17 protein-coding genes are annotated in these 20,485 nt (G+C 73.2%); 14 read left to right on the top strand and 3 right to left on the bottom strand.

Annotated features, from left to right (window positions below; genetic code table 11):
• Positions 1–76 precede the first annotated feature (76 nt).
• The gene (locus tag VLK66_RS03120; protein WP_325307835.1) at positions 77–1,099 is read right to left on the bottom strand and encodes an NAD-dependent epimerase/dehydratase family protein; all 1,023 of its coding nucleotides are present in this window, start codon (positions 1,097–1,099) and stop codon (positions 77–79) included.
• A gap of 143 nt (positions 1,100–1,242) precedes the next feature.
• Between VLK66_RS03120 and VLK66_RS03125 the strand changes: the two genes are divergently transcribed.
• The gene (locus VLK66_RS03125) at positions 1,243–1,524 is read left to right on the top strand and encodes a hypothetical protein (protein WP_325307837.1); all 282 of its coding nucleotides are present in this window, start codon (positions 1,243–1,245) and stop codon (positions 1,522–1,524) included.
• 48 nt (positions 1,525–1,572) lie between these two features.
• Here the strand turns inward: VLK66_RS03125 and VLK66_RS03130 are convergent, their stop codons facing one another.
• A complete protein-coding gene (locus VLK66_RS03130) occupies positions 1,573–2,346 on the bottom strand; it encodes a polysaccharide biosynthesis/export family protein (protein ID WP_325307839.1) in 774 nt (257 codons plus the stop codon).
• A 451-nt stretch (positions 2,347–2,797) separates the two neighbouring features.
• On the opposite strand from VLK66_RS03130, the gene VLK66_RS03135 reads away from it, so the two are divergent.
• On the top strand, positions 2,798–3,802 hold the full coding sequence (locus VLK66_RS03135; protein ID WP_325307841.1) for a GGDEF domain-containing response regulator: 1,005 nt from the start codon (positions 2,798–2,800) through the stop codon (positions 3,800–3,802).
• 528 nt (positions 3,803–4,330) lie between these two features.
• Here the strand turns inward: VLK66_RS03135 and VLK66_RS03140 are convergent.
• Positions 4,331–6,718 (bottom strand): polysaccharide biosynthesis tyrosine autokinase, encoded by a 2,388-nt coding sequence (locus tag VLK66_RS03140; RefSeq protein WP_325307843.1) that lies wholly within the window; start codon positions 6,716–6,718, stop codon positions 4,331–4,333.
• Between the two features lie 813 nt (positions 6,719–7,531).
• On the opposite strand from VLK66_RS03140, the gene VLK66_RS03145 reads away from it, so the two are divergent.
• The 12 genes from VLK66_RS03145 to VLK66_RS03200 all read left to right on the top strand — a co-directional run.
• Positions 7,532–9,034, top strand: coding sequence for a sigma-54 dependent transcriptional regulator (locus VLK66_RS03145; protein ID WP_325307845.1), 1,503 nt, complete (start codon positions 7,532–7,534; stop codon positions 9,032–9,034).
• Between the two features lie 22 nt (positions 9,035–9,056).
• Positions 9,057–10,061 (top strand): HAMP domain-containing sensor histidine kinase, encoded by a 1,005-nt coding sequence (locus VLK66_RS03150; RefSeq protein WP_325307846.1) that lies wholly within the window; start codon positions 9,057–9,059, stop codon positions 10,059–10,061.
• Between the two features lie 852 nt (positions 10,062–10,913).
• The gene (locus VLK66_RS03155) at positions 10,914–11,660 is read left to right on the top strand and encodes a sugar transferase (RefSeq protein ID WP_325307847.1); all 747 of its coding nucleotides are present in this window, start codon (positions 10,914–10,916) and stop codon (positions 11,658–11,660) included.
• Positions 11,654–12,547: an exosortase gene (xrt, locus tag VLK66_RS03160; protein ID WP_325307848.1), complete on the top strand. Its 894-nt coding sequence runs from the start codon at positions 11,654–11,656 to the stop codon at positions 12,545–12,547. The genes VLK66_RS03155 and xrt overlap by 7 nt, the downstream gene beginning before the upstream one ends.
• On the top strand, positions 12,544–13,194 hold the full coding sequence (locus VLK66_RS03165; RefSeq protein WP_325307850.1) for an exosortase C-terminal domain/associated protein EpsI: 651 nt from the start codon (positions 12,544–12,546) through the stop codon (positions 13,192–13,194). Before xrt ends, VLK66_RS03165 begins: the two co-directional genes overlap by 4 nt.
• A 51-nt stretch (positions 13,195–13,245) precedes the next feature.
• Entirely contained in the window at positions 13,246–13,770 is a 525-nt protein-coding gene (locus tag VLK66_RS03170; RefSeq protein ID WP_325307851.1) for a hypothetical protein, read from the top strand.
• Positions 13,767–14,483, top strand: coding sequence for a PEP-CTERM sorting domain-containing protein (locus VLK66_RS03175; protein ID WP_325307853.1), 717 nt, complete (start codon positions 13,767–13,769; stop codon positions 14,481–14,483). Before VLK66_RS03170 ends, VLK66_RS03175 begins: the two co-directional genes overlap by 4 nt.
• Before the next feature lie 481 nt (positions 14,484–14,964).
• Positions 14,965–17,052: a putative bifunctional diguanylate cyclase/phosphodiesterase gene (locus tag VLK66_RS03180; RefSeq protein WP_325307854.1), complete on the top strand. Its 2,088-nt coding sequence runs from the start codon at positions 14,965–14,967 to the stop codon at positions 17,050–17,052.
• Between the two features lie 267 nt (positions 17,053–17,319).
• A complete protein-coding gene (locus VLK66_RS03185; protein ID WP_325307856.1) occupies positions 17,320–17,793 on the top strand; it encodes a hypothetical protein in 474 nt (157 codons plus the stop codon).
• 593 nt (positions 17,794–18,386) lie between these two features.
• Positions 18,387–19,070 (top strand): PEP-CTERM sorting domain-containing protein, encoded by a 684-nt coding sequence (locus VLK66_RS03190; RefSeq protein WP_325307858.1) that lies wholly within the window; start codon positions 18,387–18,389, stop codon positions 19,068–19,070.
• A gap of 126 nt (positions 19,071–19,196) precedes the next feature.
• On the top strand, positions 19,197–19,934 hold the full coding sequence (locus tag VLK66_RS03195; RefSeq protein WP_325307860.1) for a HAMP domain-containing sensor histidine kinase: 738 nt from the start codon (positions 19,197–19,199) through the stop codon (positions 19,932–19,934).
• A 435-nt stretch (positions 19,935–20,369) separates the two neighbouring features.
• A partial coding sequence (locus VLK66_RS03200; protein ID WP_325307805.1) for a transposase occupies positions 20,370–20,485 on the top strand: 116 nt, incomplete at its 3' end.

A 20,485-nucleotide genomic window follows, 5' to 3' on the forward strand; every position in this document is an offset into this window, starting at 1 on the left:
CGACATCCCCCTAAGCACGAAGCCCCACCATCACGGTGAGGCTTCGATCGTCGCAGATGCCAGCCGGGCGAGCGCGTCACCCCACGCCGGCCGTGGCGCGGCGGTGGACGCGGTGCGCGGGGGCGGCGGCGGGCTCCGGGGCGGGAGCGGACTGGGTGCGGACCCACTCCCACGTTTCGCGCAGCCCCTGCTCCAGCGAAACCTCCGGGCGCCAGCCGAGGCGCCGCAGCTTCTCCGCGGAAAGGGCGGAGCGCCGCACCTCGCCCGGCCGGGCGGCGGCGCGCTTCACCAGCGCGGGGGCGCCGGCGGCGTGCATCAGCACCGAGGCCAGCGCGTTCACGCTGGTCTGGCTGCCGGTGCCCACGTTGAAGGCGCGCGAATCCACCGAGGCGCCGCGCGGAAGGGCGGCATCCGCGGCGATCAGGTTGGCGCGCACCACGTCGGCCACGTGCACGTAGTCGCGCGTCTGCTCGCCGTCGCCGTAGATGGTGAGCGGCGAGCCCTCGGCCAGGCGCGAGCAGAAGACGGCCACCACGCCGCCCTCGCCGAACGGGTCCTGCCCGGGTCCGTAGACGTTCGCGTAGCGCAGGGCCACGTAGTCCAGCCCGTGCGTGCGGTGGAAGCAGTGCAGGTACTGCTCGCCGGCCAGCTTCCCCACGCCGTACGGGCTCTCGGGCCGCTTGCCGGCGCCCTCGGGGGTGGGCCGCGTGCGCGCGTCGCCGTACACCGCGCCGCCCGACGAGGCGAACACCACCCGCCCCCGCTCCGCCGCGCGCACCGCCTCCAGCACGTTCAGCAGCCCGTCCACGTTCACCCCGGCGTCGTGGCGGGGGCGCGCCACCGAGTCGCGCACGTCGATCTGCGCCGCGTGCAGGTCCACCACGTCGAAGCGCCCCTCGCGCACCAGCATCTCCATCGCCGGGTCGCGGACGTCCATCTCCACGAAGTCCGCGCCGGCGGGAACCCGGCCGCGCGAGCCGTGCACCAGGTTGTCCAGCACCACCACCTCGTCGCCCCGGCGCAGGAAGGCGGCGGCCACGTGCGACCCGATGAAGCCCGCCCCACCCGTCACCAGCACGCGCCGTCCCGTTGTAGCCATTGTGTTCCGTGGATGGAAGAAGGAGAGCAGAAGAAAGGTGGGAAGGGAGATCGGCGGCGGAGCGCGGCACGCGGGATGCGGCAGACTGGGCGCGGCCCCGTGCGAAGCTCACTGCACTTCGGCCGCGCCACCCCCCGGGAGCCATGGACCCCACCACGCGCGACGAGGTGTCGGACTTCCTGCGGCGCTGGCTGCCGCCCGCCGCACGGGACGCGTACGCCCGGCTGATGTACGCCGACCCGGCCGGGTGGAGCCGCCATCCGCACTTCCGCGGCGGGCTGATCGTGCGCTGCGCCCTGCGCGGAAACGGCTACACCGAGCACCTGCTGGGCGTCCGCTCGCTGGACGAGGTGTGGCCGGACCTGCTGGAGCGCGCCGTGCGCGAGGAGCGCTCCGCCAACGGAGCGGGCCCGCACGAAGGCTGACCCGCGCTCCCGCTCGATCCGCGCGTCCCCATCCTCATCCCCCGGCTGTCAGAGCTGCGACGCCGCGAAGACCAGCGACAGCAGCACCGGGATGGACCGCACCGCGGCCCCAACCGGGCTCGTGGGCTTGGCGGGAAGGTAGAAGCGGTCGCCCGGGTGGATCCCCATGGCGTCCAGCGTGCGCCCCTGCGCCAGCGCCTCGCTCAGGATGGGCCCCGACCACACCGGCGTGCCGCCGCGCTCGATGCGCAGCCGCGCGGTGGAGGTGTTCCCCTGCGGGCCCCCCGCCAGCATCAGCACGTCCGAAACGAGCGCGTCCGCCGGCACCACGTACCAGCCGGGGTTGCGCACCTCGCCCTCCACCGACACCCGCACCAGCGGCCGCGCGCGCACCACCGGGTTGCGCAGGTAGCGCGACAGGTGCTCGCGCAGCCGCCCCTCGACCTCGGAGCGCAGCAGCCCGTGCAGCGGCACGTCGCCGATCTGCGGGAGGAAGAGGACGGTACCCTCGCGCACGGTGAAGGTGTCGGTGAGCGCCGCCTGCCCCTCCACCAGCAGCACCACCTCGTCGCCCGGCTGCACGTCGCCCTCCTGCAGCCGCGCGCGGATGGACTCGGCGCGGGCGCGGGCCTGGGCGCGGTAGCGGTCGCTGTGCGCCGGCGAGGTGGCGGCCTGCTCGTAGCTGGCCAGCAGCGCCTGCAGGTCGTTGCGGTTCAGCTGCACGCGGCCGGGGTCCCACCCGGGCTGCGCGGCCGCCTGCGCCCGTGCGCCTGCGGCGCCGGTGAGGAGCGCGGCGGCCAGGAGGACGAGGGATCGCTTCATCGTGGGGTGCATGGGATGGGGCTCCAGGCGTGGGGGGCGGGCCGCCGCGGCGCGCCGGAACGCGGCGGGACGACGGGCGGCCAGCGGGAGGGGAGAGTTCAACGATGGTGCCGGGGCGGCGGCGGCGCGCAAGCGGCTGCGGCGGCGCCACTTGCACGTCGGCGGAGGGCGATGCGGGGCGCGGGCGCCGTCGGCGGCGCCCGCCATGTGTTGCGCGCGCGCAACACTCGCGCGGTGACGGAGAGGTGAGGCGGACCGCACGGCACAGGTGTCGGGCGCGTGCAGCACCCGGGGCGCGTGCCCTGCGGCGTAAGTGTCTGAAAACGCGACGTTTCGCCGCGCCGCGAGGGAAAGCACGCGACGTGCAGTCGGGTTGCACCAACTCCCCTCCGCGTTCCGCTCGGGCCTCCTCCGCGGGTCCGCGCGGAACGCCCCACTTCTACCGAGTGCCATGGCCGGACTTCCGACTTCCCCCGCACGCCCCCCCACCGTGCTGGTATGCGGCAACACGGAATGGCTCGCGCGTTCGTTCGAGAGCATCCTGGCGCCGTACGGCTGCACGGTGGCGCGGGCCTCCGACCACGACCAGGCCTGGGCACGCTTCGACGAGCTGCACCCCGACGTGGTGCTGCTGGAGGCGGAGCACGGGATGGACGGTGTGGAGCCGCTCTGCCGCACGCTGCGGGCGCACCCGCGGCTGGGCTCCAGCACGCCGGTGCTGGTGGTGTCGGCGGGCGCCCTGTCGCGCGTGGACCGCCTGGCCGCCATGCGTGCCGGCGCGTGGGACGCGTTCGGGTTTCCGCTGGACCCCGAGGAGCTGGTGCTGAAGGTGCGCGCGCTGGCCGCGGTGCGCCGCGAGGTGGTGGAGGCCGAGGAGCGCGGGCTGCTGGACGCGCCCAGCGGGCTGTACAACGCGCGCGGGCTGGCGCGGCGGGCCCAGGAGATGGTGGCCGAGGCGTACCGCAACCAGCGTCCGCTGGCGTGCATCACCTTCCACGCGGAGCCGGATGGGCCCGAGGGCGCGGAGCGCGACGGCCGCGCCGACGCGCTGGCCGAGCTGCTGCGGCTGGCCGGGCGCACCTCGGACGTGATCGGGCGGCTGCACCGCGGCGAGTTCGCGGTGCTGGCGCCGGCCACGGGATGGGAGGGCGCCGAGCGGCTGGCCCGGCGCGTGTGCGGCACCGTGCAGCGCGAGCTGGAGCGCTCGGGCGCGGCGGAGGTGCGCGTGTACAGCGGGCGCTTCGCCATCGACGGCGCGGGGCAGCCGCGGGTGCAGGCGGCCGACCTGCTGGCCAACGCCGCCGAGGACCTGCACGCGGCGCTCAGCGCGCTGGGCGGCAACGGGAACGGCAAGGGGAAGAAGAACGGCCAGGGGAACGGCAGCGCGCACGCCGACGCCCCGGCACCCCCGCCCGCCCAGGCCGCCACGCTCCCCGCGCCGCCGGCGGCCGCGTAGGATTCGAGCGTCTGCAGCGAACAACGAGAGCCCCGGCGATCACCGGGGCTCTTCTTTTGTCGCATGCAGGAGACTCGCTCGATCTCCAATGGATCGCTGATCTCACGCGGAGACGCGGAGACGCGGAGGAACAGCACGAGCTTTTCTCCGCGGCTCGGTGTCTCTGCGTGATTCGAATCAGCTGGAGACGCGGTGTGCTTCGCCGGACCGCGTGCTCCACGGATTCTGGATCATTTGGCCTGCAACCTTCTGCGTGGAAGCTGTTTGCGGTGTGGCGGGCCTCGGGATGACGTCCCGGCGGGTGGGATCGGGATCGGGTTGCGTGAGGGATGCGCGCCCGGAGGGCCGGGAACCCGGCGGGGCGGAAACAGCGATGCATCCGGAAACGAGACGGGCCCCCGGCGGAGACGAATCCGCCGGGGGCCCGGCGCCGTTGGCAACGGCGGTATCGTTGCCTACGGCGCGCGCAGCCCGGTTCCGCGCCTCAGGCGCGGAACACGCCCAGAAACCTGCCGTTCACCCGTCCGCTCAGACCGTCTGCAGGCGCGGCACGTCGGCGCCGGCGTCCTCGGGGAGCACCTGGTAGTCGTAGCCCTTCAGGTACCGGTACGCGCGGTACGCGCCCTTGGGCGAGATGCCGTTGATGACGGCGCCCAGCACGCGGATCGGCAGCCGGTCCACCAGGTCCAGGTTCCACTCGGCCAGCTGCCGGTCGGTGGCGCCGTTGCGCAGCACCAGCACCATGTCGCGCGTGAGCGTGGCCAGCACCAGCGGGTCCACGCAGGCGCCGATCGGCGGGCTGTCGATCAGGATCACCCGGTAGGCGGAGCGCAGGTCGGCCACCAGCTCGGCCATGGCCGGCGTGCTCAGCATCTCCGGCCCGCGCCCGGCCCGCGTGCCCCCGGCGATCAGGTGCACGCCCTCGTACGGGGTGCGCTGCACCACGTCGGCCCGGGTCGCGGTCCCCGCCAGGTAGTCGCTCAGCCCCGGCTTGCGCTCGCACCCCAGGACGCGGTGCAGCGTGCCGCGGCGCAGGTCCGCGTCGATCACCAGCACGCGGTGCCCCTGCTCGGCGAAGGTGAGCGCCAGGTTGGCCGAGACGAACGACTTGCCGTCGCCGCTCCCGGGGCTGGTGATGGTGACCACCAGCGGGCCCGCGGCGCCGCTGGCGTGCACCAGCCCCAGCCGCAGCGCGCGGAAGGCCTCGGGAAGCTCCGGCGGCGGCGAGGCCGGGCGCGGCCCCGACGTGACCACGCGGGCGCGGGGGATGGCGCCCAGGATGGGCAGCCCCAGCCCCTCGGTGACCTGCTCGGGATAGGCCAGCCGCGGGTTGGCCTTGTCGTACAGCACGGCCCCCAGCACGCCCACCGCCAGCCCGCCCAGCGAGAAGAGGAGGATCCACTGCAGCCGCGGGTCGCGGCTGGGCGAGTAGGGCACGGTCGCCTTGTCCAGCACCCGCACGTCGGGGATCGTCGTCACCGCGGAGAGGCGCGCCTCCTCGTGGCGCTGCTGCAGGAGCTTGTACAGGTCCTCGGCGATCTCCACCCGCCGCGTGAGCCGCGCCTCCTCGATGGCGCGCGGGGGGATGCCGCGCAGCTGCGTGGAGGCCGAGGAGATGAGCCCGTCGATGGCGTGCTGCCGCCCGGCCAGCTCGGCGTCGAGCCGCGAGGCCAGCCCGGGGATGGTGGAGCGCTCCAGCGTGGTCACCTGCTCGCGCACCTTCTGCAGCGGCACGTACAGGTCGGTGAACTGCCCGCTCATGGCCCGCAGCTCGGCGCGCTTGGCGGTCAGCTCGGTCAGCGCCTGCACCAGCGCGGACGACTTCTGCACCGAGGGAATGGCCTCCACCGCACCCACCGAGGCCGCGTCCTGCGTGAGCGCGCGCGCCAGGTCGTCGCGGTCGCGCTGGATCTGCTCGCGCTCCATGTTCAGCGAGAAGTAGTTCGACAGCACCGGGTTCTGCGTGACCTCGAGCCCCGGCGTGACCGGCGAGCCGCGGTCGGCGGGAAGGGTGATGGTGCGCACGCGGAAGCCCTGCAGCGCCGACTCCTCGCGCGCCAGCGAGCCGGCCGCGTACCCCAGCTGCTCGCCCAGGATGCGCTCCAGCTCCTGCAGCCGCGAGCGCTTCAGGTCGCCCGCCACGGTCACGTAGCGGTCGGTGAGCGTGTTCAGCGTGGAGGCGATGCGCTCCGGGTCCTTCCCCGACAGCTCCAGCCGCAGGAAGTTGCCGTTCTCGGCCATGTGGGTGACGACTTCCGTCCCCAGCCGCACCGCCGCGTCGCGGGGCGTCACGACGGTGAAGTCCACCTTCCCCGCGCGGCGCAGCGCCGCCACGTCCGGGTGCCAGCGGAAGCCCACCGTGGCGCCCACCGCCCCGCCCGCGTTCCCCACCTCCACGGTGGCGCCCCCGCGCGTGGCCAGGCGGTAGCGGCGGCCGCCGTTCTCCAGGCTCAGGCGGTACTCGCCGGGGCGGAAGCGCTCGGCCAGCTGGAAGTCGGCGAACACCGGCGCCGCGCCGCGCGTGGGCGTGTCGAGGTACAGCTTCTCGCTGCGCACCACCGGGTCCAGCACCGTGTACGAGCGCAGCAGCTCCACCCACGCCTGCGAGCGCAGCAGCTCGGGCGAGCGCAGCGGGCCGCCGTCGCGCACCCCCAGGTTGCCGCCGTCGGAGTCGATCCACACGGTGGAGCGCGCCGCGTAGTCGGGGTGCGCGTGCCGGGCCACCAGGAGCCCCGCGCCCACGCCCAGCGCCACGGGCACGGGCAGGATCCAGCGGAAGCGGTAGAGGGTGGCCGCCAGCCGCTGCAGCCCGGTGTTGCGCGTCCGGCGGGGGCCGTCTTCCAGCGACGACAGGCCGGGGCGGATGCGTTCGGGGATCGGCGTGAGGAGCGGGGCCGGCACGGGAAGGTTCTGCATGGGAACGTCCGGACGTTTCAGGAGGGAGCGGGCGCGCGGGACCGCGGGCGCCGCGCGTGCCGGACCTTGCAACGACGGGGCCGGGCACGGCCGAACGCGCGCGCGCGCGTAGCCGCCCCCTTTCCCGCCCGCCGCGGGGGCCCGCCCGCGGGTCCCGAAGTGTTGCGCGGACGCAACAGCTGTGGCCGCCCCACATCTTCCGGTGCGGGGGACGGCGCCGTTGCTGGCCCTTCGTGCCCCACGCCGGGGCGGAGCGGGCGCGACGGCTTTCCCGCCGACTCTCGACAGGCCCTGTACAACACGGGATGCGGAGTTTGTTTGTCGCGAGGAGATCGGCCCTGCGGGCGCGAACCGGTCGGCGGCGCGTCCCCTTGCGGCGAGCGGAAAACCGGGGCCGGAGCGCACGTTTCGTTGCAATCGTGTAATGCCTCGGGGCACCCCGCATCGAGGCGGGCGGGGGATGACGGAACAATGTGCTTGACGGCTATCTGTTTCTGCTTCAACTTCTTGCGGCCGAACGACCCGCTCTCCGGCCCTCTGGTCTGCCTCTTGCTCCGGGGTCCCTTCGCTGACCCCTGGCGCGCCTTCCCGAGTGACCGCTCCCCTTTCCTTCTCCCGTGACCCCGCTGCTTTCGCGGGAGTCGGGATCGCGCAAAGGGAGAGATCCCTGCCGGGCGCCAGGCATGCGCCCGATGTTCGATCGGATACGGCGAATGCATTCTCCGGCGTCCCCGCAGCCGGACCGCGTTCATGGTGACCATCCCAACATCCTTCGTCCGGAGCTCGTCGTCCGGAGTCCACCGGGAGCCCGCGATGCCCGATCCCGTGACCTCCACCGCCGTACCCGCGCCCGCCGAAGGCGCGGCCTCCATCTCCCTCCTGCTGGTCGAGGACGAGTACACGCTGCGCGACAGCTGCGCCAACGTGCTGCGGCTGGACGGCTACACGGTCACGGCGTGCGCCCACGGCCGCGAGGCGGTGCAGACGCTGGCGCGGCGCGCCTTCGACGTGGCGCTGGTGGACCTGTACCTGGACGACCTGTCGGGGCTGGAGGTGCTGGCGGCCTGCCTGCAGGCCAACCCGCGCTGCCTGGTGGTGGTGATGACCGGCAGCCCCAGCGTGGACTCGAGCGTCGAGGCGCTGCGGCAGGGCGCGTGGGACTACCTGCCCAAGCCCTTCTCGGCCACCCACCTGCAGATCCTGGTGGGGCGCGCCGCCCGCGCGGTGGCCGAAGCGCGCGCCGAGGAGGCGCTGCGCTCGGCGGCCGAAAGCGGCGGCCCGCGGCAGAGCCACAGCCGCGCCATCACCCTGCTGGGGCGCTCGCCGGCCTTCGTGCGGGCGGTGGAGCTGGCCCGCCGGGTGGCGCAGACCGACGCCTCGGTGTTCATCACCGGCGAGAGCGGCACGGGCAAGGAGATGATCGCGCAGTTCATCCACTCCGAGAGCCGGCGCGCGCAGCGGGCCATGGTGGCGGTGAACTGCGCCGCGCTTCCCGAGAGCCTGCTGGAGTCGGAGATGTTCGGCCACGTGAAGGGCGCCTTCACCGGCGCCATCCGCGACAAGGTGGGGCTGCTGGAGGCGGCCGACGGGGGCACGTTCTTCCTGGACGAGCTGACGGAGATGACGCAGACGATCCAGGCCAAGCTCCTGCGCGTGCTGCAGGACGGGATCGTGCGCCGGGTGGGAAGCGAGACCACCGACGCCACGGTGGACGTGCGGGTGATCGCCGCCACCAACCGCGACCCGTCCGAGGCCACCGACACCGGCGTGCTGCGGCGCGACCTGTACTACCGGCTGAGCGTGGTTCCCATCTACCTCCCGCCGCTGCGCGAGCGTCCGGAAGACGTGCCGCTGCTGGCCGAGCACTTCCTGGGCTTCTACTGGCGCCGCCACCGCGAGGCCGGGGCGCCGGCGCCGCGCCTGTCGCCCGCCGCGGTGTCGCTGCTGCAGGCGCGCCCCTGGCGCGGCAACGTGCGCGAGCTGCAGAACCTGATGGAGCACACGGTGGTGCTGGTGGCGCCCGGCGCCGAGGTGCACCCCGACGACATCCCCTTCCGCGACGACTCGCCGCGCGGCGGGCGGCCGCGCGCGGGCGCCGAGCCGCAGCCGTACGCGCTGGTGGGCGACGAGCCCTACCACAGCGCGCGCGACCGCGTGCTGGCCGAGTTCGAGCGGATGTACCTGATGTCGCTGGTGGAGCGCGCGGGGGCCAACATGTCGCGCGCGGCCAAGATCGCCGGCGTGGACCGCACCACGCTCTACCGGCTGATGGAAAAGCACGGGCTGCATCGCGACACCGCGATCCGCGTGGACTGACCCGCCGGAGAAGAGAAGGGGGATGGCGACCGCCGATCCGTCCGCGCCGGGAGAGCCCCTGGCCGCGGTATCGCACGCCGCGCGGGAGGCGGCCGCCGAAGCCGGCCGCGGCGGCGGCGACGCCGAGCTCCTGGCGGAGCTGGCCGCGCGGGTCGACTCCGAGTGCGCGCGGCCCGCCCCCGTTGCCCCCACCTACTCGCTGGTGCTGCTGGACCGGCTGCGCGCCGCCGTGGTGGAGCAGTGGCTGGCCGGCGGCGATCCGCCCCCTCCCGGCGACGCGGCCGGCGTGCTGGCGGCGTTCGACCGCGTGCGCGAGCAGCTGCTGCACCCCGAAGGCGCCCTCTCGCCGCTGGAGCCGCTGGCCGAGTTCGCGCACGACCTGCGCTCTCCGCTCACCTCCATCCTCTTCCTGGCCGGCGCGCTCCGCGAGGGGCAGAGCGGCGCGCTTTCCGACGCACAGCGGCGGCAGGTGGGGATCATCTACAGCGCCGCGCTGGGAATGGTGTCGCTGGTGAGCAACACCATCGAGCTGAACCGGGGCAGCGAGGGCGGCGAGCGCTCGCCGATGTCGCTGCGGGGGATGTTCGAGTCGCTGCGCGACGTGGTGGCGCCGCTGGCCGAGGAGAAGCAGGTAGAGGTGCGGCTCTGCATCCCGGCCGACGACCACCGCATGGGCGACCCCGTGGCGCTCAGCCGCGTGCTGCTGAACCTGGCGGTGAACGCCCTGCACTCCACCGACCAGGGGTGGGTGGAGCTGGCGGCCGAGCCCCAGGGCGAGGCGGCGATGCGCTTCTGGGTGCGCGACACCGGACGCGGGATCGAGCCCGAGGCGCTGGACCCGGTGGGCGGGCTGTACCGGCCGCGCCCGCACGCGCGCGGCTACGGCTTCTCCGGCACGGGCCTGGGCCTCGGCATCTGCCGCAAGCTGCTGGCGCAGATGGGCGGCGAGCTGGGCGTGGACAGCAACGGCGGCCAGGGCACCGCGTTCTGGTTCACCCTCCACCTTCCCCCCGCTCCGCCGCCGTAGGTCGAAAGTCCCAAGTGCCAAGTGCCAAGTGCCAAGTGCCAAGTGCCAAGTGCCAAGTGCCAAGTGCCAAGTGCCAAGTGCTTAACTGCAAAGAGGATGATGAATCCAAAGGCGCAGGACTGCGCACTCAGGACTTAGGACTCAGGATTCAGGACTTAGGACTTAGGACCCCTTCCGTTCCCGACATCCAGCCGGATCCGCACCACGTGTGCGGGTCCGGCTTCGCTTTGGTCTCTCACAGAGGGCACGGAGAACGGAGGATGGAGATACGGAGGATCGAGGCCGATCTGCCGGCATCCTCGATGGATTCACAGCCGGAAGATGGCTTACGCGGAGAAGCGGAGTAGCAGAGAGAGACGCTTCTATATCTCTGCTTCTTTGCGTGAGCCGATTCTGTTGGTCGAGGTTCGATATCCATCCTCCCGAATTCGGGAAATCCGGGGGCGCGCTGCGTCGGCGGAGCTCGCGGAGATGTGCCTCCGCCGACTTCGCTGAATCCGCATGGTGTCTGCGGTTTGCCTCGATCAGACCTGCGCGGGCAGGCGGCTTTTTTCCTCCGGATCCTCCGCGCCCTTCGTAAGAGACCATCCGTTCTCTCCTGTGCCGGATGGACGTGTGGCGGGGGCGCGCCACGGGTGTGGAGCCCCGCCACACCTGTGGGTGGGCCACCACGCAACAGCGGGCCCCGCCGCGTTCCCATCATCCCCCAAGTCGTTTGCAATCAACAGGTTGGCGGAAAGGCACGGCCGCGCACGGGCATTGCCTTGTCCCATCCCGCTGTCGCAGGCCCTCCCCGGAACCCCTTCGCCGGAGCTCCCTGCCGTGCCCCCCCAGATCGCCACCCGACGCCGGATGCCAACCCGGACGACCTTCTCCTTTCCGCGCCTTGCCGCGGCCGACGAGCTGATGCTGGCTCCGCCGGCGCCCGGGATCTCCATCCCGCGCCCGCTGGAAGGGATCCGCCTCGACATCGACCCCATCCGCCTGGTGAACGTGGCCGCCGCGCTGCTGCTGCTGGTGCTGGCCGCGCCGGTGATGGCCGTGATCGCGCTGCTGGTGAAGCTGACCTCGCCGGGCCCCGTGGTGTTCCGCCAGGTGCGCGTGGGCGTGGACCGCCGCTCGCCGGGAAGCGGGTCGCGCTGGCGCCGCACCTACGACTACGGCGGCCGCCTCTTCACCATGTACAAGTTCCGCACGATGTCGGCGGCGTCGGACGACCGCCTGCAGGTGTGGGCCCAGCCCGACGACCCGCGGGTGACCGCGCTGGGGCGCGTGCTGCGCAAGTACCGCCTGGACGAGCTGCCGCAGCTGGTGAACGTGCTGCGCGGCGACATGAACCTGGTGGGGCCGCGCCCCGAGCAGCCCCGCATCTTCGCCGAGCTGCGCGACCAGGTGGACCGCTACGCCGAGCGCCAGCGCGTTCTTCCCGGCATCACCGGGTGGGCGCAGGTGCAGCAGCCGTACGACCGCTCGGTGGACGACGTGCGCGGCAAGGTGCGGCTGGACCTGGAGTACATCGCCACGCGCTCGGTGCGGCGCGACGTGCAGATCCTGATGCGTACCGTGCCGGCCGTGCTGCTGCGCCGCGGCGGGTGGTAGCCGTGACCGGGCTGGCCCTTCCCGCCCGAGCCGGCGCCCGCGCCCGGCTGGCCGCTCCCGCGGCGGCCGCGGCCCCGCTGGTGGCCGCGGCCGCCTTCGCGCTGCTCTACTGGCGCCCGGCGCTCACGCTGGTGCGGGACTGGTGGAGCGACCCCAACGCCGGCCACGGGCTGCTGCTGGGCCCGGTGGCGCTCTGGCTGGCCTGGCGCGCCGGCGTGGTTCCCCGCCCCGCCCCGCGGCACCGGGCGGGCATCGCGCTTCTTACGCTGGCCGTGGCCATGCGCTGGCTCTCGGGGCTGGCGGCCGAGCTCTTCACCATGCGCCTGTCGCTGCTCCTGGCCGCGGCCGCGCTGGTGGTGTTCGCCTGGGGATGGGGGCAGCTGAAGCGGTGGTGGCTTCCCGCGGGGCTGCTCCTGCTCTGCATTCCCCTTCCCGCCGTGGTCACCGCGTCGCTGGCGCTGCCGCTGCAGTTCAAGGCCTCGGCGCTGGGCGCGGCCATGCTGGAGTGGCGCGGGATCCCGGTGCGCCTGGCGGGGAACGTCATCTCCCTTCCCGGGCGCAGCCTGTTCGTGACCGAGGCGTGCAGCGGGCTGCGCTCGCTGGCCGCGCTCCTGGCCATCGCCCTGCTCACCGGCGGGCTGTGGCTGCGCACCGCGGGCGCGCGGGCGGTGCTGCTGGCCGCGGCGCTGCCGGTGGCGGTGGTGCTGAACGGCGTGCGCGTGTTCCTCACCGGCTTCCTGGTGGTGTTCGTGGACCCGCGCCTGGGCGACGGCTTCATGCACCTGACCGAGGGGTGGCTCATCTACCTGGCCGCGCTGGGGATCCTGGCGCTGATGGCCTCGGGGCTCACCCGCGTGGAGCGCCGCCTGGCGCCGGTGCCCGCGTGAGCGCCCGCGCCTGGTGGGCGCCTGCCGCCGTGCTGGCGGCCGGGGCGGTGCTGGTGGCCGCGGGCGGGCGGCAGCGCTCGCTTCCGCTGCGCGCGCCGCTGGCCGAGACGGTGCCGGCGCGCGTGGGCCCCTGGGAGGGCCGCGACCGCACCATCGCCGACGAGGAGCGCCGGGTGGCGGGGATGGACGACTACCTGATGCGCGCGTACGTGCCGGCGGGGGTGGCCGGGGCCGCCACGGCCTTCTCGCTGTACGTGGGCTACTACCGCAGCCAGGCGCAGGGACGCACCATCCACTCGCCGAAGAACTGCCTGCCGGGCGCGGGGTGGGAGGCGCTGACCACCGGGCGCATGCGCATCGCCACCCAGGCCGGCACGGTGGAGGTGAACCGCGCGCTGCTGCAGAACGCGGGGCGGCGCGCGCTGGTGCTGTACTGGTACCAGGGGCGGGGGCGGGTGACGGCCGACGAGTACGCGGTGAAGTGGAACCTCCTGCGCGACGCGGCGCTCAGCCGCCGCACCGAGGAGGCGCTGGTCCGGGTGATCGTGCCGGTCGACGGCACCGAGGCCCGGGCCCAGGAAGTGGCGGTACAGGCGGCCCGCGCGGCCGTTCCCGCCGTGGCGCGCGCGCTCCCCCAGCCCGGGTGAACCGGGAGTCCGGCGCATGAAACCCTACCCGGGAAGGAGACCGAGGACCCCATGGACGAGTTGAACCGGCGGCCGGTGCTGCTGGCCGTGTACCCCGTGGCCGCGCTGCTCGTGCTGGTGCCCACCATCGAGGTGGTCGCCGGCGCCTGGCCGTTCCAGACCGGCGAGCTGTCGTGGCGCTTCGGCGTGGGCGGCATCGTGCTGAAAACGCTGGTCACGCCGCTGCTGGGGATCATGCTGGCCATGGTGGCCGGGGTGGCGCTGGAACACCGCCGCACGGTGCGCGCGCTGGCCGCGGTCTGCCTGGCGATCGCGGTGGGCACCGTGCTGGTGGCCGCCATGTTCACGCTGGACTTCCTGCAGCTGCGGTCGATCGTGGACCCGCGGATGAAGGGCGGGATGACCGTGGCCTCGGGCACGGCGCTGCTGATGGCGGCGCTGATCGCCCCCGCGGCGGCGGCGCTGGGTGCAGGGGGATGGAAGGCTACGCGCCGGGCCGGTACGGTGCGCGCGCGGAAGGGCGCTCGCGCGGACGGAGTGCTGGTGAGCCCTCGACTGAAGGAGAACGCCACATGAAACGCTTTCGTGCCCGCGCGCTGATGCTCGCGGCCGGGGCGGCGCTGGTGATGCTTCCCGCGCAGGCCCACGCGGTAAGCTTCCTGGGGGAGAAGTTCATTGCCCTGGGCGGATCGGTCACGGTTCGCTACATCGGCAGCAGTGCCGCGTACTTCAACACCATGCAGTGGTTCCGCAACGGCTACGGCGCGGTGAACTACACCGGCAACGTGGTCGACTACACCAACTCCGGCACCGTCGACGACCTGTTCTACAGCCAGAACGGGTACCGGCTGGACGGCACGCCCGTGCCCGGCAGCCCCACGGGAAGCGTGGTGGTGCTGGGCGGGGGCTACTCGTTCGGCGTGGGCGAGGAGGTGCTGCTGGGCCTGTTCGTGCACAACGAGTACGAGGAGGGGCCGGGCGGCGCCAACTGGAAGACCCAGGACGGCGACGACTACACCTACTTCTCCGGCCCGCTGTCGCGGAACAAGGACAGCCGCTTCCACCTGTCCATCACCGACCTGGGCGGCGGGACCTTCCAGTTCCGCGGCGGCTGGGAAGACACGGTGGACGGCGGCGACGAGGACTACAACGATCTCGAGTTCGAGATCTCCGGAGTCACCGTCACGCCCGAGCCGGTGTCGATGATGCTGATGGCGACGGGCCTTGCCGGCCTGGGGGGCTTCGGCTTCCGCCGCCGCCGCTCGAACCGCACGCTCACGCCGGCCTGACGCTTTCCGTCGGTACGGCGCACGCGCGCAGGGCCTGCTCCGCCGTGGGGCAGGCCCGTTCGTGCATCTTCCATCCCCCGTTCGTCTTCCGGCATCCCTCGAGATCTCACGCCGAGACGCGGAGGCGCGGAGAAACGAATCAGTTCCCCGCGTCTCCGCGTCTTCGCGTGAGGACCTGGCGGCATGGGGAACGGGAGATTGGACGACGGGGCTTCCGTTCAGTCGAGGGACATCCCCGTCCGCTGCTACGCCTTCGCCGTGCCGCGTGCCGCACCTGTTGAGTGCGCGCCGCAACGCCGCGGAGTACGGTGACGGCGCGTGATGGACGGTCGCGCCACACATCCGGTTGCGGGAAAACGACTTGCGCGGCCCGGAATCTTTCGTGGGCCGAAGGCCCGGACTTGCCTGCTTCTTGCCCCCTCGCTGGCGGCGGTCCACCCGGCGATTTCCGCCGGCCCCTTCCTACCCCGCACGGGAGCCCATGAGTGTGCACGCCGACTTCTCGGCCGGGCCGATCGGGCCCGCTCCGGGCGTGACCGCGGATACCGGCGGACACCCCGTGGAGTGCGCCCCGGAAGGGCTGGACTACCGCGGCGTGTTTCTCGGCAGCCCGCACGCCGTGCTGGCGGTGGACAGCTGGGGACGCGTGACCGCGGCCAACCCGGCGTGCCGCGACCTGTGGCACGCGCCGGCGGGGTCGCTGATCGACGCGCCCTTCCTGTCGCTGGTGTGGCCCGAGGACCGCGCGCGCGCCCAGGAGGCGCTCGACGCCGCCCGCGCCGGCGCCGCCCCCGAGCTGCCGCTGGCGCTGGCCCGCCGCGACGGCAACCGCCAGGAGACCACCGCGCGGCTGGTGCTGGTGGACGGCTGCACCCTGCTCTACCTGTGCGCCGTCCCCGAGCTGGCCGCCGGGCTGGCCGCCGACGCGGTGCTGCGCGAGATCGTGGACGGGAGCGCCGAGCTCTTCTTCTACCACCAGGACGGAGCCGGCGTGCTGGAGTACGTGTCGCCCGGCGTGTCGCGGGTGCTGGGGTACGCGCCCGAAGAGCTGGTGGGCACCCCGCTGGAGCGCCTCGCCGAGCCCTGCCCGGCGGGACCCGCCCCGGAAGCGGCGGCCGAGAACGGCGCCTCGCACATCCACGCCTTCCGCGACCGTCGCGGCCGCACCGTGTACCTGGAGCTGATCGAGGCGCCCGTGCGCCGCGGCAGCGGCGACGCCGGGGTGCAGGGGCTGGCGCGCGACGTGACGCGGCAGAAGCGGCTCGAGGAGCAGCTGGTGCACGAGGCGCTGCACGACCCGCTCACCGGGCTTCCCAACCGCGCGCTCTTCCTGGACCGCCTGCAGCACACCGCCCGCGCCTCCACCCGCGACCCCGGGGCGCTCTTCGCGATCCTGCTGGTGGACGTGGACGACTTCAAGCACATCAACGACCGGATGGGGCACGAGCTGGGCGACCGCGTGCTGGTGGACATCGCCGGGCGGCTGCAGCAGTGCGTGCGCCCCGGCGACACCGTGTGCCGCCTGGGCGGCGACGAGTTCACCGTGCTGCTGCACTCCATCGGCGACCCCGGCGACGCCACCCGCGTGGCCGACCGCATCCGCGCCGAGCTGGTGTCGCCCTTCCGCCTCAGCCCGCACGAGCTGTTCGTGACCACCAGCATCGGCATCGCGGTGAGCGGCACGGCGGGGAACGACCTGGCCGAGCTGATGCGCCAGGCCGACACCGCGCTGTACCGCGCCAAGGCCGGCGGCAAGGCGCGCTACGAGGTGTTCGACCGCGAGATGCACGAGAGCACGCTGGCGCGCCTGCAGCTGGAGAGCGACCTGCGCACCGCGGTGCGCGGCGGCGGCCTGAGCCTGCAGTACCAGCCGGTGATCTCGATGGAGACGGGGCTCATCTCCTCGTTCGAGGCGCTGGTGCGCTGGCGCCACCCCTCGCGGGGAACGCTGGAGGCGCGGCACTTCGTTCCCGTGGCCGAGGACACCGGGCTGGTGGGGGCCATCGACCGCTGGGTGCTGCGCGAGGCCTGCCGCCAGCTGCACGCCTGGCAGCGCCAGTTCGGCGAGCGCTCGCCGCGGGTGAGCGTGAACGTCTCGGCGCGCGAGCTCCTCTCGCACGACGGCGTGGAGCACCTGCGCAAGGTGCTGGCGGAAACCGGCGCCGAGCCGTCGCTGCTGCGGCTGGAAGTGCCCGAGTCGGTGCTGGCCGACTCGCGGGTGGAGGAGGTGCTGCGCGCGCTGCGCGGGCTGGGCGTGGTGGTGCAGGTGGACCAGTACGGCACCGTGGGCTCCACCCCCGCGTCGCTCAGGCGGCTGGAGGTGGAGGCGGTGAAGGTGCACCGCTCGGTGCTGCAGCAGGAGGCGGGCGACCCCGAGGTGCTGCGCGCCATCGTGAGCCTGGCGCACGCGCTGCACCTGGTGGTGGTGGTGGGCGGGGTGGAGACCGACGAGCAGATGACGCGGCTGCGGTCGATGGGGTGCGACTTCGTGCAGGGGTTCTTCCTCTGCGGCCCCGTGGACGCCGAGGAGGCCCGGCGGATGATGGTGACGGAGAAGCACGCGGCTTGAGACCCGCCGCGCGGGCGCCGCGGGCCGTCCCCTCCGCGCGTTTTTCGGGACGGCGGGCCGGACGGAAGCGGGGCCGGATGCTGGCGCGGGCCTTGCTACGTATCGACGGCGCACTCCCCCCGAAACCCCGCCTCCCCTCCGCGTTTGCGGCCCTTCGAGGCCACGACGGGCCGGGAAGGATCGAAAGTTTTGCAACTCTCTTGCGGGACCGCCGACTCCGGCGTTTCTTTCCCCGACTCCACCCCCACGACCTCGACGAGGCGTTCAATGAACCCCATCCGCCTGCACATCCTCGAGCGGGAGATCGAGAGCCTCTGCACGCTGGCGCTCGAGACCGCCGACGATCTGGAATCGCGCTCCCCGGGGGCCGACGGCGCCGACGCCGCCGTGCTGGCCCAGGCGGTGGCGCACCTGGCGCTGAAGGTGTCGTACCTGCTCTGGCGCTTCGGGCGCCGCGTGAGCGACCGCTACGCCTCGGCCGAGGCCGAGAGCCTGCTGAACCGGCTGGGGCTTACCGAGGCCTCGCCGCTGGCGCCCAACCACATGGCGCCCTTCGCCGACCTGCTCACGCTGTCCAGCGGCGAGCTGCTGCGCTCGGTGGACGCGGGGATGATGACGGTGACGGTGCGCGGGGTCACGCGCTCGCTGCGTCCGGTGGTGGCCGCGCTGGCGCGCGTGGCCGCCGAGCTGGGCGCCGGGAGCGGCGCCGAGCGCCCCCTGGCCGGCGCCGCCGTAGCCTGATCCCCGCCGGCAGATGGAACGAGCCGCCGCCGCGCACCACGCGCGGCGGCGGCTTTCTGCCGTCCGGCATCGCCGCTCGCGTCGAGATTCCCGAAGTCTCTCACCGGTGGCGAGGAGGAACCGCGGATCCGTTCTCCGTGACCTCCGCGCCTCCGTGAGATGCCCGGGGGTGTCGACCCGGTCGCGCCACGGCTGATGCGGCGGCGCAACGGCGGTGCGGGCGCACCACGACCAGTGTTGCGGGCGGCCCACAAGCGTGCGCGATCCAGGGCCCGCCCGGTTTTCCGACGATCTTCACAACCTGTTGCAATTGAAGCACATCCGTGCGATCTGAACGAGGGCATGGGAACACTACGCGCGGGGCGCGGGCATTGCGTTGTGGCATGGCGCAACGCAGCCCGCACATGCGGGCATCCGCCCCCGCGGCCGCTGGCTTCCCCGGACGATCCCACGCCCGGCCCGCCTGCCCGCTTCCCCCCCTTCTTCGCGCGGAGGACAATTCAATGCGCAGGAAAGTCGTAGTCGCGGCGGTGCTCGCGCTCAGCGCGGCCACTGCCCACCCGGCCCACGCCAGCCCAGGGTATCGTGAGTGGATGAACGTCTGCGGAGCCGCGCTCCCGGGCCTCACCACCTGCGCGTCCGTGAAGCTGCAGGTCGTGGGCAACAACGTGACCCTCTGGGTGAAGAACCTGTCGGGGCTCTACGGTTCCTACCAGAACTTCGTCTTCACCTCGATCTCGTTCTTCAACGCGAACGCGGCGAACGGCATCCCCGACGCGGTCGAGGGGAACGTCACCACCATGACGGGCCCGTACCGCACCTCGAACGCCAGCAACCCGCCGCCCTCGTGGGCCGTCGTGAACAACGGCGGCGCGGGCGGAACGTTCGGCCTGGACTTCGACGCCGGGGTGAACGGGAACGACGGCTCAATCGCCAGCAGCTGCGGCAACATCCTTCCAGGGGGCAGCAACAACCTGTGGATGACGCCCACCTGCGGGTCGGGGAACGTGACCGACGGGGGCCCGGACTTCGGCTGGGTGACCATGACCTTCAGCATGACCGGGGCGTGGAACCTGGACGCGACCGACACCCAGATCCAGATCCACGCGCAGAGCGACCAGGGTTCGGTGAAGTGCACGACGGGCGTGGACTGCGACCCGACGAGCACCACGCCGGAGCCGGTGACGCTGGCGCTGGTGGGCACGGGGCTGGCCGGGCTGGCCGGCGCGTACCGCCGCCGCCGCCGCAACGGCGGCGAGGGCGAAACGCCTGCCTGAGCGGGCCGGTGCGGAACGGACGCGGGGCGGCCCACACGCCGCCCCGCGCCGCATGGGCCGGGGCCTCCGCGGAGGCCCCGCGCCCGTCGGTAAGCAGGACCTTGCACTTCTCCCCCGGTAGTCTCCATGTCCGACGAAGTCCGTGCTCCCGCGGTACCCGTGTTCCACCTGGGGGCCGCGGACCCCGCCGGGCCCCCGCCGCTTCCCCGCCCCGCGCCCGACGCGGAGGCGCAGCTTTCCTCCTTTCTTGCCCACGAGCTGACCACCCCGGTGAGCACGCTGGTGGGGCTGGTGCACCTGCTGGCCGAGGAGCGGCTGGCCGGGCGCGCCGGCGACCTGGCCGAGCGCGCGCTGGAGGCGGCGGCCGAGGTGTCGCGCACCGTGCACGAGCTCCGGGCGCTTCCCGGCGGGATGCTGCCCGAGGACGTGGATGCCGCCCAGGCCGCCGCCGAGGCGGTGCGCGGCGTTCCGTGCCCGCCGGGCGTGACCCTCACGGTGGACGCGCCGCTCCCCGGCGAGCCGGGCGGGGTGCGGGGGCACCAGGCGCTGCTGGCGCGGGCGATCCGCAACCTGGTGCTGAACGCGGTGCAGGCGGTGGGCCCCGCCGGCTCGGTGGGGGTCACGGTGCGCGCCGCGGGCGACCGGGTGCGCATCTCGGTGTGGGACGACGGGCCGGGGGTGGCGCCGGAGCACCGGGCCGGGCTCTTCACGCGGCCGTTCACCACGCGGCCGGGCGGGAGCGGGCTGGGGCTCCTGCTGGTGCGCCAGGTGGTCGAGGGGGTGCACGGCGGCACGGTGTCGCTCCGCCCCCGCGCGCCGAAGGGATCCATCTTCCACATCGAGCTGCCGCGCGATCCGGGCTGACCCGGAACCGCAGGTTGCACGCAGAGAAACGGAGAAGCGGAGGATCGGGAAGATCCTTCGCTTCTCCGTTTCCATGTCGATGGGGCGTTTCTACGTCGATGGGCGTTTACCCTCGATCGACACCCCGATGACGTCATCCTGAGGCCGGCCACTCCACAACCCGCCGCCGCACAGTCACTTGCAGGCCGAAGGATCTATCGCCGGAATGCACGTGAGCATCGGAGGCGCACCGACCCGGCGGTTGCGGTGTGGCTGGCCTCGAAGTGCGCGATCCGGCTTCCTCACCGGCGACTGAAGTCGCGGCAACAACCACGGGAAGCCTCGCAAACTGCGCGAGGCTGTTCGGCGCGGAAGATGGTTCCTGCCGCGGAGTGGGATTGCCCCACGGTGGTGGACACCTCAATAAGCCTGTAGGTTCGGGCGAGGAGGTGGTCCATGGCTGAGAAGCGAAGGCAGTACACGCGCGAGTTCAAGGTGGAGGCGGTGCGGCTGGCGACGAGCGGAGAGAAGAAGCCGGCACAGGTAGCACGCGAGTTGGGGGTCCGACCTGA

The organism is Longimicrobium sp., assembly GCF_035474595.1.
Classification (GTDB): domain Bacteria; phylum Gemmatimonadota; class Gemmatimonadetes; order Longimicrobiales; family Longimicrobiaceae; genus Longimicrobium.

What these genes read in the sequence shown, in the direction of transcription:
- VLK66_RS03150 (WP_325307846.1), top strand. Translation starts at nt 9,057, where the DNA reads ATGGCGACCGCCGATCCGTCCGCGCCGGGAGAGCCCCTGGCCGCGGTA.
- VLK66_RS03140 (WP_325307843.1), bottom strand. Translation starts at nt 6,718, where the DNA reads ATGCAGAACCTTCCCGTGCCGGCCCCGCTCCTCACGCCGATCCCCGAA.
- VLK66_RS03125 (WP_325307837.1), top strand. Translation starts at nt 1,243, where the DNA reads ATGGACCCCACCACGCGCGACGAGGTGTCGGACTTCCTGCGGCGCTGG.
- VLK66_RS03130 (WP_325307839.1), bottom strand. Translation starts at nt 2,346, where the DNA reads ATGAAGCGATCCCTCGTCCTCCTGGCCGCCGCGCTCCTCACCGGCGCC.
- VLK66_RS03175 (WP_325307853.1), top strand. Translation starts at nt 13,767, where the DNA reads ATGAAACGCTTTCGTGCCCGCGCGCTGATGCTCGCGGCCGGGGCGGCG.
- VLK66_RS03155 (WP_325307847.1), top strand. Translation starts at nt 10,914, where the DNA reads ATGCCAACCCGGACGACCTTCTCCTTTCCGCGCCTTGCCGCGGCCGAC.
- VLK66_RS03180 (WP_325307854.1), top strand. Translation starts at nt 14,965, where the DNA reads ATGAGTGTGCACGCCGACTTCTCGGCCGGGCCGATCGGGCCCGCTCCG.
- VLK66_RS03145 (WP_325307845.1), top strand. Translation starts at nt 7,532, where the DNA reads ATGCCCGATCCCGTGACCTCCACCGCCGTACCCGCGCCCGCCGAAGGC.
- VLK66_RS03135 (WP_325307841.1), top strand. Translation starts at nt 2,798, where the DNA reads ATGGCCGGACTTCCGACTTCCCCCGCACGCCCCCCCACCGTGCTGGTA.
- VLK66_RS03170 (WP_325307851.1), top strand. Translation starts at nt 13,246, where the DNA reads ATGGACGAGTTGAACCGGCGGCCGGTGCTGCTGGCCGTGTACCCCGTG.
- VLK66_RS03195 (WP_325307860.1), top strand. Translation starts at nt 19,197, where the DNA reads ATGTCCGACGAAGTCCGTGCTCCCGCGGTACCCGTGTTCCACCTGGGG.
- VLK66_RS03185 (WP_325307856.1), top strand. Translation starts at nt 17,320, where the DNA reads ATGAACCCCATCCGCCTGCACATCCTCGAGCGGGAGATCGAGAGCCTC.
- VLK66_RS03120 (WP_325307835.1), bottom strand. Translation starts at nt 1,099, where the DNA reads ATGGCTACAACGGGACGGCGCGTGCTGGTGACGGGTGGGGCGGGCTTC.
- VLK66_RS03190 (WP_325307858.1), top strand. Translation starts at nt 18,387, where the DNA reads ATGAACGTCTGCGGAGCCGCGCTCCCGGGCCTCACCACCTGCGCGTCC.